Here is a 13,588-nt window from a genome sequence, read left to right on the forward strand (position 1 = left end):
GAATGGAGTATCATACAGAGGTAACAGCATGGCCGGAAAAAACAAAACCAAAAACGGACCAACACGCGTCAAAAAATTCAATACATTCGGAGGTGTATTTACTCCGGATGTGCTGACCATACTCGGCGTCATTATGTATTTGCGTCTGGGCTGGGTGGTCGGAAACGCCGGATTTCTCGGTGCGGTTGCGATCATTGTGCTGGCAAAGTCGATCACCTTATGCACAGCGCTCTCCATGTCTTCCATGACCACCAACATCCGAATCGGAGCCGGCGGCGCTTTTTCCATTATCTCTCGATCTTTGGGCCTGGAAGCCGGCGCCAGTATCGGTATTCCGCTGTATATCGCTCAAACCTTGTCATCGGCGCTCTATATCATCGGATTTACCGAAGCCTGGAGAAGCATATTCCCATCACACCCCTATCTCTCTACCGCGATCATCGCCTGGGCCGGACTCATGCTCATTTCCGCGTTCAGCGCGCATGTGGCAGTCAAGATTCAGTACATCATCATGACCCTGATCGGGCTTTCCCTGATCTCGTTTTTCGCCAGCCCGGCATCGCCGACAGATGTCATGATGGTCGGAAAATTTCAGGATGCCGGGTTTTGGCAGGTATTTGCGATTTACTTCCCGGCGGTCACCGGAATTATGGCTGGCGCCAATATGTCGGGTGACCTGAAAAACCCCAAAAAAGCCATTCCCCTGGGCACGCTATCGGCCATTGGCGTGACCATGGTGATTTACCTGGTCATTGCCTATGTGGCCACTCTTATCGCATCCAGCGCAGAACTGCGCAGTAATCAAATGATCATGGTTGACAAGGCGTTTTGGGGGCCGGCTGTTCTGGCCGGCATCATTGGCGCCACCCTGTCATCAGCCCTGGGCAGCATGGTCGGCGCACCGCGGATTCTCCAGGCATTAGCCACCTATAAAACCGTACCCTTTCACAAGCTGTTTGCACGCAAGAGCAAACGCAACGAACCCTTGAATGCCTCTCTATTGTCCGGAACGATTATTTTAGCAGCTTTGCTGGTAGGAAGCCTGGACATACTGGCCGGTTTGATTACCATGTTTTTTCTGATTACCTATGGAATGCTCAACTTTGTCGTATTTGCCCAGCAAAGCATGAAAATTATCAGTTTTCGTCCCACGTTTAAAATTCCCAGACTCGTGTCATTGATCGGAGGACTCGGCTGCGTATTCATCATGTTTTTAATCAATCCGGTGTTCAGCATAATCGCCATCATCATCATTCTGGCGCTTTATGTATATTTGGAGCGTCTGGGATTAAAAGCGCACTGGGGCGATATCCGCAGCGGAATGTTTCTCACTCTTGCGGAACGCGCCTCACAAATCGCCAGGCGATATCCGCGTCACCAGATTACCTGGAAACCCGATCTGCTGGTGCCCATTGATGATCCGGGTATCTGGGCCGGACCGCTGCTGTTTATCCGCAATATCACATATCCGTCCGGCAGTTTGTTCGCATTTACGGTAAAGCAAAAAGACATCAAAGAAACTCAGGCCGAGCTCGAAAAACTTTTGGACCCGATCAAGCAGGAAAACATCCTGGTCAACAGCACGGTCATTGATGATCAGGAATTTATTCACGGCGCCAAAGTGGTCATCCAGACCCTGCAGGCCAGTATGTTTAAACCCAACACGCTGTTCCTGACCATGGGCGGTAATGAACGCAAGGACCAGACAATCCGGGAATTATTCCAGCACGCGCATCAATACGGTATGGGTGTGGTGATTCTGCTGCAGCACTCGCGCATGGCGTTTGGCATGCAGAAAGACATCAATTTATGGCTGCGCGACAAAAGTCCGAACTGGCATTTGGCATTACTGTTGACGCTGCATCTGCAAATCAACTGGAACGGCAACATCAACCTGGTTACGGTTTCGAAAAGCAAAGCCAATCATCAGACATTGTACCGTTTTCTGGAAAGACTGAGCGATGCCGCCCGTCTGCCGGGCATCACCAGGCTGCATGTTCTGCACGGTCCGTTCAAATCCACCCTGGAATCAGCCCCGCGCGCCGATATCAATATTTTTGGCCTGGGCGAGTCCCCGGATTTCACACGCATGCGGGAATTTGTTGAAGAAACAGAATCGAGCTGCCTGTTTGTGCAGGATTCCGGACACGAAAACGCGCTGGCCTGATAAAAATCAGTCTTGCCGGTTTTGGGCAAGCGGGAAAAAGACAGCATGGTTCGGAGGTAAACGACGGCGGGGTGCGCTGGTATATGGACTTTATGACCGGGTCCTGCAGAAATTCATTCTGAACAAACCGGCGGACCTCACGGCGACCCCATCCGTGTGGATGCCGAAAATCCGCATACAAACTCAAATCTCCCGGATAAAACAGATTTGTTTCATAATCATTGATTTCACTGCTGAGCAGGGGCAGATTGAATATTGACGGATTCATCCAATCGATCCTTTCTGACATCCTCTGAATAAACTCGAATGTGTGACGCGCTGTTTCGGCGGTTTCATAAGGGGTCCCGAACAGCACATAAACATAAGCGGCAATGCCGCTCTGATGCAGGTTATCGAGGATTCGCCGGACCGCGGACAACCGGGTTCCTTTGCGCATCTCATTTAGTACCTGTTGATCGCCGGATTCCAAACCCAGCTGCAGCATTCGGCATCCTGATTCATACAGAGCCTGACAATAGTCTTTTGATTCCAGCGCCGGCTCAAACCGCACATACCCGTACCACCACGCCTTTGGCGGATTGTCAATAATCCGGTTCAGATGTTTCGGAGGAATGGCATTGTCGAGAAAATGAATGACTCCGGTCCGCTCCTTTTCCCGCAGGTTCTGCAGATCAGCCGTTAACTGTTCGCTTGACAGCGGTTGAAAAGATTTTTTCTCCGCAGCCTCGGGACAAAATCGGCATTTGTTCCAGTAACAGCCCAGTGATGTGCTGTAAGGAAAAAGTCGCGCAGGTGACAAATAAAGGTCTTTATTAAAATCCGAATAATCCGGCAATCCGCACGCAACAGTCTGTTTTACACCAAGATAATCAAGCAGGGCCTGATCACCGCGATGCGGCAGGCAGGCGTCCACCATATCCTGAAAAGGCGGCTGCCGATTTGAATCATTCATCCAGGAGGTGAGCAATCCGCCTCCCAGCAGAATTTTTGACGTTATAGTTCTGCGGCGCAGACAACCGATCAGTGAAAACGCAGACAGCGCCTGACTGAGGAACATCAGAGAAATACCGATAATCTCGGGTGAGGCCGCAGCGGCCCGGTCCGCCAGTTCTTCAAAATAAGCATAAAACGGGCTTTTTTCGGGATGCTCAAAAGCGTGACGCAGGTCTGTGGATTTGACCGGAGTCAAATCAGGATAAACCAGGTTTTTCAACCGCAAACGGCATCCACTCGACCGGCCGGCCATGGCTAAAAACCGGTCCAATTCTTTGACACTGCGTTTATAGCGGCTCAGGTTCTGATACGTCTCCCAGGACTTTAATGCATTCACATTAGCAGTCACATTGCAAAGCGCGGAACGTTCCCGGGAAGAGTCAGGTTGATATGAATGATTCAATACAACATAAAGCGCCTCGATATTGGCGTCTATGAGTCCGCAGCTCGATATTGTGCTGCTGAAGCGCCTGTTTGATATAGGCAATCCCCGCAGGCGGTTCCGACGGTTTGGATACCGGTGGAAAAATTAGAACGATTTGGTTATGAAACAGATCTGTCATTGGAATTTCAATTCAAAACATCCCCCGAAAAAAAGGCATGTGCAGGTTTTCCGCACATGCCTGTATCTCTCATCAATCAGGCATTCCAGCTGAAATGCTCTTTGTAATTATAATCTTCCTTGAGCTGATCGATGGCGCTTTCACGTGCATCTTGAGACGACTGCTGTTCCATACGGGTTTTGATGCTGTCCTTTACTTGCTCAAACGGTTTTTCTTCCTGTTTGTGGCCCACAACTTTGATGATGTGATAACCGAATCGGGTCTCGACCAGGTCGATCTCACCAACATCCATCGTAAAAGCAGCTTCTTCAAAGGGTTTTACCATTTGACCTTTGCCGAAATCTTCATACAGACCGCCTTTTTCCTTGGATCCGGGATCTTCGGAATACTGCTGGGCCAATTCAGCAAAATCAGCTCCGCTCTTTGCTTCTTCCAGCACTTTATTTGCTTTTTCTTCAATCTCGGCTTTTTCTTCCTCGGATTTTCCCTGGGTTGAGAACAGGATGTGGCGCACAGAGGCTGTCTTGGGTTTCTGATATTCCTCAAAGAGCTGCTCTTCTGTGATTTCCATACCCTGTGATACTACCTCATCCGTATATCTTTGCAAATACAGATTGGCTTTGATATCTTGTTTGACCAGGTCCAGGCTGATGTTGCGTTGTTCCAGGAACTGGAGAAACTGATCTTTGCCACCGCGCGCCTGGTAATAACTTTCCAACTGAGCCTGAACCGCGCTGTCGGAAACGGTAATACCCTCTTTCTTGGCATCCATAACAATTAATTTCTGCCGCGCTTTGTTTTCTGCGCTTTGTTCGATGAATTGATAGATCTGCTCGGGTGGGATCTGATTGATCTGGTTCGCCATGCGGCTCAACGGCGCATACAACGAAGACAGGATATCGGATGTCCAGATCGTAAATTCGGATGTGGTGATAAGCACTTTGTTTTGATCCGGGTCCAGGACCTCGATGCCCATAGAATCCGACAGGGTTTCAAACAAAGCGTATTCTTCGGTGCCCGGTTCATACAGAGGACCGGGGTTCTTTTGTCCCCCGCAGGCCATGATTAGAACAACACTCAACACTACCAGCGAAAAAAAATATCGCATAAAGTCTCCTTTTCTTAATAAGTTGTTTAAAGATTTAGGAAAATAAAAAAAATAAATACCAAATGAAAATACTTTTTCCATTGAATTAAACCTTTTGGTTTTACTGTTACAACAATAAAACGTTCCTAAGAATTCAAAAGAGTACGAGGTGAATTATGAATCCTTTTATCAACAGCACCTCTTTCGGCAGCATTACGATAGACGGCACGGAATACTCTCACGATGTCATTATCCACCTGGACGGCAAAATCAGCAAACGCAAAAAAAAACTGTCCAAAAAAGAAACCGGGAGTTCACACCTGTTTTCTGAACAAGAAGCCAAACATATATATCAATCAGGGACAGGTAAAATAATTTTAGGCACCGGTCAAAACGGTGTCCTTAAAGTATCGGATGAGGCCATGCAATATTTTGAAAAAAAACATTGCACACTGGAAATCTGTCCCACACCGCGTGCCATTGAATACTGGAATAAAGAGTCCGGACCGATTGTGGGGCTGTTCCATGTCACCTGTTGAAATCGGTAACTATTTTTCACAACACACACAAAGGAGTCAATATGTCATTACAACTCACATCATCGGCGTTTTCGCACAATAGCCCAATCCCGTCAAAATACACCTGCCAGGGTGATGATATTTCTCCGGTGCTGTCCTGGTCCGGAGTTCCTGATCAGGCCAAAAGCCTGGCGCTCATCATGGATGATCCGGATGCCCCGGATCCCAAAGCGCCGAAAATGACGTTTGTGCACTGGGTGCTCTACAATCTGCCGGCCAGGAACAACGGCCTCCCGGAAGCAATCCCGGAGAATGAATTGCCGGAGGGAACCTTGCAGGGTGTTAATAACTGGGATCGAACCGGATACGGCGGTCCCTGTCCTCCTGTCGGTGAACACCGTTATTTTTTCAAACTCTTTGCACTGGATACAGAGTTGCCTGATCTGAATAAACCGACCTCTGCTGAATTGCAGGAGGCGATGCAGGGCCACATACTGGAGCAAACCGAGTTGATCGGTCTTTACGAAAAATAAATCAGGATCAAGACAACACTCTATTCCTGAATTTCTTTCTTGATACGGTTCTTTTTCTCAAGAACAAGCACGCGGCTGATATAATCGCGTGCGGACTCTTTGTCCATCAGCGCATAGGAGATAATATGAACACGGTCCCCTTGCGCGCATTTCAACGCAGCAGGACCGTTCATACCAATCATTCCGCTGCCGCGCTCTCCGGAGATCGTATAGGTCTCCAGACGTTCGCCGTTTTCAAGATTGACAATCTGTACCCGTTCACCGGGCAAGATATCCATACGATCCATAAAGTCCTGGTCTATGGTGATACTGCCCTCGTAGTACAGATCGGCCTGCGTCACGGTGGCATTGTGTATTTTCGATTTCATGATCGTGATCATCATTTAAAACTCTCCTCCTCGGATGGAAAGCGTTGATTTTTCACATCAGCTGTATAGGATTGCACCGCTTCACGCACCAGGGACTGTAAATTTAGGTATTTGCGAACAAACTTTGCTTTAAAGTCGGGAAACAACCCAAGCAGATCGTATAAAACCAGAACCTGTCCGTCGCAGTCCGGTCCGGATCCAATGCCGATCGTCGGGATACGCAGGTCAGCGGTAATCCGGCGCGCCAGCGCGGCAGGCACACACTCCAGAACCACCGAAAACGCTCCGGCGTGTTGAATATCCTGCGCTTGCTGGATCAGCAATTCAGCTTCATCCGCTGTACGGCCCACAACTTTAAAGGACTCGGCCGTTTGCGGAAGCAGACCCAGATGTGACATCACCGGAATATCCCGCTGCACCAGCTCGTGTACCAGTTGAGGATTGCCTTCGGGTTTAACCGCATCCGCGCCATTCTCCACAAGCTCACGCGCCCGAGTCAGGGCCTCGTTTGTATCTTGTGACACCGGGAACGGCAAATCCGCCACAACAAACGTATTAGGCGCGCCTTTGCGCACAGCTGACAGATGCCGCAGCATATCCTGCATACTCACCTTTTTGGTCGATTCAGCGCCCAGAATCACATGACCCAGAGAATCTCCCACTAAAATCATATCAACCAAGCCGTCCAGAATGCCGGCAAAACTGTAATCATAACAGGTCAGCATGCTCAGTTTTTCAACATTTTTTTTGGCCAGAATATCAGGTATCACAGGAAAACTTTCTATGCATGATATGGTTATCAATTAAACGGGTCTCTCCCACAAACACCGCCAACGCCAGTATCGTGTCGTCCCGGACATATTCCACATCCTGCATCGATCCGTTTACAAATTGCACATAATCGATGACAGCATCGGGGGCGGTTTTGATCCTGTTCTCCGCCTCTTGAACCAAAACAGCAGCAGAGCGTTCACCGGATCGGTACAGCTGCACAACCTTGCCGATCGCCCGGCTCAGCACCAACGCCTGTTTGCGTTCATCCGGGGATAAATAGCGGTTGCGTGAACTTTTCGCCAGACCATCAGGTTCCCGGACCAGCGGGCAGGGCACGATACGTACGGGAAAATTCAAATCTTGAACCATACGCTGGATAATGATCAACTGCTGTATATCTTTTTCACCGAAATAGGCCTGATGCGGCTGAATGATATGGAACAATTTGCTCACGATGGTACAGACACCGCGAAAATGTCCCGGCCTCGAAGCGCCGCAGAGATTATCCTGCAGCTCATCAATGTCCACAAAGGCCAGCATTCGCTCGCCGAGTATTTCACGCGCGTTCGGATTGAACACAAGATCAACACTTAGGTCGTCTGCCATCTTTACATCCGCGTTCAAGGTTTTCGGATACTGATCCAGATCTTCATGCTCGCCAAACTGCAGCGGATTGACGAAAATGGAAATTGCCGTATAATCATTGTCGGCAACAGACTGCCGAATCAGAGCCGCATGTCCTTCGTGCAGGGCTCCCATGGTCGGGACCAGTCCGATCTGTGTTTCGGGGGAAAGATTTTTTAAAATCCGGCGAGTATCTTGTATGTTGTGAGTGACGTCCATAATAGTTCTGTTTGACTCTTTTTTTTTCAAAAAGATAACAATCTCACAAGCTAAAACAAACAAGAAAATGGATTCAATCGATTGATTTTCTTGCGAAAATCAAGCTAAAGAAACCGCAATGAATTGAATATCATCACGTAATCAATAGTTCAGGGTGCCGGAAAAGACGCTGTAAAAAGTGATGAATTCAGTTTATCTCCCCGGACAAACCATCAGATGTATCCCATTACATCTGCCCCCCTGAGCCAAGATTTATGACACAATCTGCTTTAACTTTTCCGCAGGCTGGGGTCCGACCATAAATTCCCGGATCACACCCTGCTGCACCAGTACGGTGGACGGGGTACCCATAACTCCAAATTTCTGCGCGGTCGACATGTCCTTGCTGATGTCCACCGGCACCACATGTTTGTTGCGTTTGGACATATTCTGAACCACCGGGGTCATATCCCGGCAGGCCCGGCAGCCCGGACTGTAAAAGTAAATCAGTGCTTTCTGACCGCTGTTAATCAATTGACCCAGCTTTCCGGACAGACTCGGAGCCGGTTTGCCTTTTTTCATGCGCATCTTGAACACCATAAAAAACTGCATACCGAAAAACAGGCCGACTATCCCCAAAATAACATATAAAATAATCATAACATTTTCCTCCATTTTTACCTATTAGATGCAGCACAGGTAATTTGGATTCAGCCTTTTTGGAGTGAATTATCCATTGATAGTTCACGGAATGCACTCAGCGCAGGAACCGCGCATACAGTACGGCTTTTAACGACAGCTCATCTCTCTCATTCCGCACCCTGCTCGGCAACATCGCGGATGTTGCCGCCAAACTCTACTCGCGTCGTATTATTCTCCCATTGAACGACGAGTGGGAGTGGCACAAATATAAAACAGGCCAGATATCAACTCTGCCTATTTTCTGCGACTTGTAACGGAATTATTTAAAAAACGCGAACAAAATCCCCAACAATGCCCCCACCTGGCCGATCCAGAAAATGAACATCCAGCGGATCATATTACGTTCTACATGGGCAATATTAATATTTACTTTGCCTATTTCCTCCGTCATGCGCTCATTGACCCTGGATATTTCTGTGGTAATACGATTATCCAGACGCTGTTCCGTTTGTGCAATCGCCAGTTTCAGATTACCGGTTTCTTTAGTGATGCGTTCATTGACTTTACCAATTTCTTCAGTGATGCGTACATTGACTTTGCCAATTTCTTCAGTGATGCGTTCATTGACTTTGCCGATTTCTTCGGTTAAACGATGTTCAAATTTTTCCTCAACAAACGTCAGCATCTCGTGTTTTTGTTCATCTTTGCTCACATTTATCAAATTTATGAGGCTTTGGGAGGCATTTTCACCGAGTTTATCTCTCAGCGGTTTTTCAACTGCGGCAACTTTTGCCATTTCACCCTCCTTTTTATGGTAAACATAACATAATTTAATGATATTTCAGGTAAATGCAAGAGAAAAGTCAAAGACAGTCATAAGCGCGGAGGCATTCATGGGAGCCTCGGAGTGCTTGAAAAAAACCCAGCCTGTCCCTGAAGAATCTATCATGTATTCATTCATATTGCACGAACTGCACTCGGCGTAAAAACCGCGCATTGCGGGCACGCGGACTTTTGACAAACAACAGCGTTCCTCGGCACTGCCCTGCACGGCAGCATCGCGTATTTTTGCACTTTTCACCCCCGTCGTTCAATTTTCCAATTGTACGACGAGTGAAATTCGCCGTTTCAGCTTTTTGAACCGATTTATACTTGAATTTGAACGAATAATTCACTATATATAAACAAAAAATCACGGTTAAACATTACTCATAAAAAAGGTTTTGATATGATAATGCAAACAGCTCAACGATTTTTGATGACCGCTCTGTTCATTTCTGCCATCACCCTGACAGCCCAGGAACTTGCACCGATTCCGCTTCCCGCCCCCCAAACAGACAGCACTGAACCGCTGATGCAGGCATTGAAAACCCGGCACTCCACCCGGTCTTTTAAACCGGACACACTGTCCACGCAAATGCTCGGCGACCTGTGCTGGGCCGCTTTCGGCATCAGTCGACCCGAGTCCGGCAAACGCACAGCGCCGTCGGCTATGAACCGCCAGGAAATTGATGTATACGTGGCTCTGCAAAAAGGATTGTATCTTTATAATGCAAAAGCTCATCAGCTTCAGCCTGTGGTTGACAAAGACTTGCGCGCTGAAACCGGCACTCAGGATTACACCGGAAAAGCGCCGGTGAATCTGGTCTATGTCGCGGACCTGTCAAAAATGGGCGATGGTTCAATCGAAAGCAAACTACCCTATGCTTATGCAGACACCGGTTTTATCGGTGAAAATGTCTATTTGTTTTGCGCCGCTAAAAATCTTGGAACTGTTGTCCGGGGCAGCATCGACCGTGAAACACTGGGGCCGTTGATGAAATTGCGCCGTGACCAGAAAATCATACTTGCCCAGACGCTTGGATATCCGGACAATTCCCCCAAAGATAAATCGAAAGAATAGCCAGTTTGCTGCGGTTTTTCGCCCATAAATACCGTTCGTTTCTGAACCGGAAACGCACCCAAACCGCCAATCATGAGCCGTGGGCGAAAATTATTTTTGCGACACGCCGGTGCGAATTCTGAACACGCTTTATCTAATCCCGGCACAATTCTTCAACAGAACCTGCTTTTTTTATTTCAACCGGAAAAAATATGCCGGTCTTGTTCAATTTCAGGACAAGCCGGTCTATTTCATCATTGTCATGCCGTGCTAACTGACGTGTATCAGATTTTCGCGTCCTGGCCCCTGAGTGATCCGTCCACCGGCGGCAGCGAACAATCCGTGATCACCTCGGGCGCGATCACCGCATTTGACGAGTCCTTTTGCAATATGCGTATCAACGGATATACTGGCGCCGAACGCAGTCAGCGCAGCGACAACCGTCCTCCGGGCGGCGCGACCTCCTGGCGGGTGCTGCAAACATCCCGCATTCCGGATGTATTTGTCGAGTTTGCCGTTTCACCCATGACCGGCACAAGCTTGACGATCGACCACATTTCTTTTGAAATCGGCGGCAATTCCAGCAACTATTTAAAAGCCGAGGTGCTGTATTCCACAGATTCCACGTTTTCAGCCTTTAATCAAATACCGGATGAACTTGTGCTGGAGGGCAATGACTATGCTTACCCCGGTTATCTGCTGCGCGCCTATGCCACCAATCAGGCGGGAACCGCTTACGGGCACGGAAAAGGAATTCACAACACTTGATTCCATTGCCCCGCCCACAGTCTTTACCGGTGCGGTCAGCAATATTCTCGTCCATTCAGCGGAATGCCGCGGATTTGTCATTGACTGGGGCGGTGATTCGCTGACCGCGCGCGGTATGGTCTGGAACACAACCGGCGATCCGACCCTGGATGATCACAATACCCGGGACGGCACAGAAATCGGTGAATTCATCAGTTTTCTGCATCACCTGGAGCAGTCAACCACGTATTATGTGCGTGCCTATGCGGTCAACAGCGCCGGGGCCGGATACGGCGCCATCCGCGATTTCACCACACAGGCGCCGCAACGGGATGTGGTCAAAGTCGTTGATCCGAATGGAAACGGCGATTATACCACCGTGCAGGCAGCTTTTAATGATGTCCCGAATCACTATACCGGTCTCTGGAAGATCAAAGTTAAATTGACAATATTTTCCTTGGACGCCCCCGGCAGGACGCGCCGCGCACCGTTTTTATCCGCACTCATGAACCGGCGGCGTTGAATCCCATCGGCTGGCGCAGCTGGAATGTGCTGCCGGCGCTTTACGCCGAATACGAGTGCTACGGTCCGGGCTCAGACACCGGCACGCGCAGTATCATCTTGCGGCAATTGACGGAACAGGAGGCTCAGGCCTACAGCATCAAAAATATTTTTTCAAAAGAATCGTTTCCGGATTTCACCTATGACTGGGTCCCGGAACCGCTGCTGGAGGTGACCGGCGTCCAAAAAGATGACACTCGCGGCGCTGTCCCGCAGCAATTTGACCTCGGCGCCAATTATCCGAATCCGTTCAATCCCGGTACCACCATCGTTTATTATTTACCCCAAAGCGAACAGGTGTCACTCGAAATTTTCAACACACTGGGACAACAGGTTCGCGTTCTGGTGGACCAGCATCAATCGACCGGTGTGCAGGAAATCAAATGGGATGGCCGCGATCACTCGGGCCATCATCTGGCAGCCGGTGTTTATCTCTGCCGGCTGCAGGCCGGCAACTTTACCGCCGTACGGAAATTGTGTTTGGTAAAGTAAAAGTCAGAATGTCAAAAAGTCAAAAATCAAAAAACTGCCCGCATAGAAATAGCAAAAGAACTTTAACAAATTTATGGGTTAGATGAACTTTTCCTTTTTAAAAGTGTTATTTTCCCTTTTAGACTTTTCATCACTAAAAATCAATACCCCATTGTGAGTCCTGCGTTTGACATCACAAAGCAATAAGGGGCTTGAGCTCCCTTTCATTTCAGAGTGCACGGAGCGACTCCGCCTACCGGCTGATTCATTCGTGGGCGGTCAAGCCGGGCTGCTTTGTCCTGGAATTGATCGCTGCAACTATGTGATAACTCGCTCATCCGCACACCGCCCCGGCGTCAACACCGGGACTCTGAAATGACGCTAACCTTACCCTCATTCGTAAAGCTCAAGGTTCTCGGAGTTTATAATTCCGCCAGTTCTCCCGTGGAATTCAGACCAGACATTCTGTGTTCTGAAAAATCGTAAACAGCCTTGTAAGAAAACTTTAACACTCGGAGGATAACAGATTGACAGAGACGTGGCTTTTTTGTAAATTGATCGAAATTTTATACGTACAAACCGGAGTTTAATATACGTGGACTATCCATATAGTATGACATTGATCGTGCGCAGCTACGAACTGGATTCGTTCGGGCATGTCAACAATGCCAATTATCTGAATTACCTGGAAGCCGCGCGCTGCGAGTATATGAAACAGCGGGGACTCTCATTCAATGACTTTGAGCGCTGGGATGCGTTTCCGTTTATCGGCAAGGTGGAAATCAAATACAAATCCCCGGCTGTCGCCGATAATATCCTCGAAATCCGGGCGCGCATCTGCAACTGGCGGCGCAGCAGCTGCGTAATCGAGTATGAAATTTACAACCAGAGCCGCGAAAAACTCGGCGCCAAAGCCTCGACATTGTTGATATTTGTCGATTCAGACTCTCAGCTCACGCCGATTCCGCCGGCATTCCGGGAGAATATGGGGTAAAGGTTTGTTTGGAGTAAAATACCCATTGATATTTCACAAGACTGCCCTTGGTTCGAGAACCGTGCAGCCGGAGCACGGATTATGACGGTGACTCTTATCTCGCATTCTGGTCCCTGCACGGCAGCATCGCGGTTGGTACACTACAAAACCCGCCTTCATCGTACGGTTCCCGGATGTGCGACGAGTGGTCGCGGCACAATCCTGAAAATACATGACTCGTATTTTTTGCCCTTTTCGGCATGTACAAAGGTGTTGACTGGTTTATCTTCTTGAGGGAGGTCTCCCCCTCGTGGCAGCCAGGCTGTCCGCCCTGTAATAATGTTGCCGATAGTAAAGTAGGACAGGGGGCGGGCACCGCCTCACTAAACCGGCATCTGCAAAGTGATAATATAGTATTTTTTCAATAGATCAAACAAACCCCATACCGGAAACACTTGACAGCCGGTTTACCGTCCTGCTGAAAAAC

17 protein-coding genes are annotated in these 13,588 nt (G+C 48.7%); 9 read left to right on the forward strand and 8 right to left on the reverse strand.

What is annotated here, in order from left to right; genetic code table 11:
* The first annotated feature begins 28 nt into the window (after positions 1-28).
* Positions 29-2,167: an amino acid permease gene (locus U5R06_16320; GenBank protein ID MDZ7724319.1), complete on the forward strand. Its 2,139-nt coding sequence runs from the start codon at positions 29-31 to the stop codon at positions 2,165-2,167.
* Here the strand turns inward: U5R06_16320 and U5R06_16325 are convergent.
* Both U5R06_16325 and U5R06_16330 read right to left on the reverse strand, forming a co-directional pair.
* Positions 2,082-3,647, reverse strand: a complete 1,566-nt coding sequence (locus tag U5R06_16325) for a B12-binding domain-containing radical SAM protein (GenBank protein ID MDZ7724320.1) — start codon at positions 3,645-3,647, stop codon at positions 2,082-2,084. The genes U5R06_16320 and U5R06_16325 overlap by 86 nt on opposite strands.
* 152 nt (positions 3,648-3,799) lie before the next feature.
* The gene (locus tag U5R06_16330; protein MDZ7724321.1) at positions 3,800-4,831 is read right to left on the reverse strand and encodes a peptidylprolyl isomerase; all 1,032 of its coding nucleotides are present in this window, start codon (positions 4,829-4,831) and stop codon (positions 3,800-3,802) included.
* A gap of 155 nt (positions 4,832-4,986) precedes the next feature.
* On the opposite strand from U5R06_16330, the gene U5R06_16335 reads away from it, so the two are divergent.
* Complete coding sequence (locus U5R06_16335; GenBank protein ID MDZ7724322.1) at positions 4,987-5,349, forward strand: MTH938/NDUFAF3 family protein; 363 nt, start codon at positions 4,987-4,989, stop codon at positions 5,347-5,349.
* Positions 5,350-5,390: 41 nt separating this feature from the next.
* Positions 5,391-5,861 carry a YbhB/YbcL family Raf kinase inhibitor-like protein gene (locus U5R06_16340; protein MDZ7724323.1) on the forward strand — a complete coding sequence of 157 codons (471 nt, stop codon included), beginning with the start codon at positions 5,391-5,393 and terminating at the stop codon, positions 5,859-5,861.
* A 20-nt stretch (positions 5,862-5,881) separates the two neighbouring features.
* On the opposite strand, the gene panD is transcribed toward U5R06_16340, so the two are convergent.
* The 6 genes from panD to U5R06_16370 all read right to left on the reverse strand — a co-directional run bounded on the left by panD (position 5,882) and on the right by U5R06_16370 (position 9,548).
* Positions 5,882-6,244 carry an aspartate 1-decarboxylase gene (gene panD / locus U5R06_16345; protein MDZ7724324.1) on the reverse strand — a complete coding sequence of 121 codons (363 nt, stop codon included), beginning with the start codon at positions 6,242-6,244 and terminating at the stop codon, positions 5,882-5,884.
* Positions 6,241-6,999: a 3-methyl-2-oxobutanoate hydroxymethyltransferase gene (gene panB / locus U5R06_16350; GenBank protein MDZ7724325.1), complete on the reverse strand. Its 759-nt coding sequence runs from the start codon at positions 6,997-6,999 to the stop codon at positions 6,241-6,243. Before panB ends, panD begins: the two co-directional genes overlap by 4 nt.
* The gene (gene panC, locus U5R06_16355; protein MDZ7724326.1) at positions 6,989-7,846 is read right to left on the reverse strand and encodes a pantoate--beta-alanine ligase; all 858 of its coding nucleotides are present in this window, start codon (positions 7,844-7,846) and stop codon (positions 6,989-6,991) included. The genes panB and panC overlap by 11 nt, the downstream gene beginning before the upstream one ends.
* Positions 7,847-8,098: 252 nt before the next feature.
* Positions 8,099-8,485, reverse strand: coding sequence for a thioredoxin family protein (locus U5R06_16360; protein ID MDZ7724327.1), 387 nt, complete (start codon positions 8,483-8,485; stop codon positions 8,099-8,101).
* 301 nt (positions 8,486-8,786) lie between these two features.
* Positions 8,787-9,263, reverse strand: a complete 477-nt coding sequence (locus U5R06_16365) for a DUF1640 domain-containing protein (protein MDZ7724328.1) — start codon at positions 9,261-9,263, stop codon at positions 8,787-8,789.
* Between the two features lie 45 nt (positions 9,264-9,308).
* The gene (locus U5R06_16370; GenBank protein MDZ7724329.1) at positions 9,309-9,548 is read right to left on the reverse strand and encodes a hypothetical protein; all 240 of its coding nucleotides are present in this window, start codon (positions 9,546-9,548) and stop codon (positions 9,309-9,311) included.
* A 147-nt stretch (positions 9,549-9,695) separates the two neighbouring features.
* Between U5R06_16370 and U5R06_16375 the strand changes: the two genes are divergently transcribed.
* The 6 genes from U5R06_16375 to U5R06_16400 all read left to right on the forward strand — a co-directional run bounded on the left by U5R06_16375 (position 9,696) and on the right by U5R06_16400 (position 13,337).
* On the forward strand, positions 9,696-10,370 hold the full coding sequence (locus U5R06_16375; GenBank protein ID MDZ7724330.1) for a SagB/ThcOx family dehydrogenase: 675 nt from the start codon (positions 9,696-9,698) through the stop codon (positions 10,368-10,370).
* A 246-nt stretch (positions 10,371-10,616) separates the two neighbouring features.
* Complete coding sequence (locus U5R06_16380) at positions 10,617-11,117, forward strand: hypothetical protein (GenBank protein ID MDZ7724331.1); 501 nt, start codon at positions 10,617-10,619, stop codon at positions 11,115-11,117.
* The gene (locus U5R06_16385) at positions 11,059-11,619 is read left to right on the forward strand and encodes a hypothetical protein (GenBank protein ID MDZ7724332.1); all 561 of its coding nucleotides are present in this window, start codon (positions 11,059-11,061) and stop codon (positions 11,617-11,619) included. The genes U5R06_16380 and U5R06_16385 overlap by 59 nt, the downstream gene beginning before the upstream one ends.
* A complete protein-coding gene (locus tag U5R06_16390) occupies positions 11,592-12,149 on the forward strand; it encodes a T9SS type A sorting domain-containing protein (protein ID MDZ7724333.1) in 558 nt (185 codons plus the stop codon). Before U5R06_16385 ends, U5R06_16390 begins: the two co-directional genes overlap by 28 nt.
* Positions 12,150-12,723: 574 nt before the next feature.
* The gene (locus tag U5R06_16395) at positions 12,724-13,122 is read left to right on the forward strand and encodes a thioesterase family protein (GenBank protein MDZ7724334.1); all 399 of its coding nucleotides are present in this window, start codon (positions 12,724-12,726) and stop codon (positions 13,120-13,122) included.
* A gap of 47 nt (positions 13,123-13,169) precedes the next feature.
* Positions 13,170-13,337, forward strand: a complete 168-nt coding sequence (locus tag U5R06_16400) for a hypothetical protein (protein MDZ7724335.1) — start codon at positions 13,170-13,172, stop codon at positions 13,335-13,337.
* The last annotated feature ends 251 nt before the right edge of the window (positions 13,338-13,588 follow it).

Source organism: candidate division KSB1 bacterium (assembly GCA_034521575.1).
Lineage (GTDB): Bacteria > Zhuqueibacterota > Zhuqueibacteria > Residuimicrobiales > Krinioviventaceae > JAXHMJ01.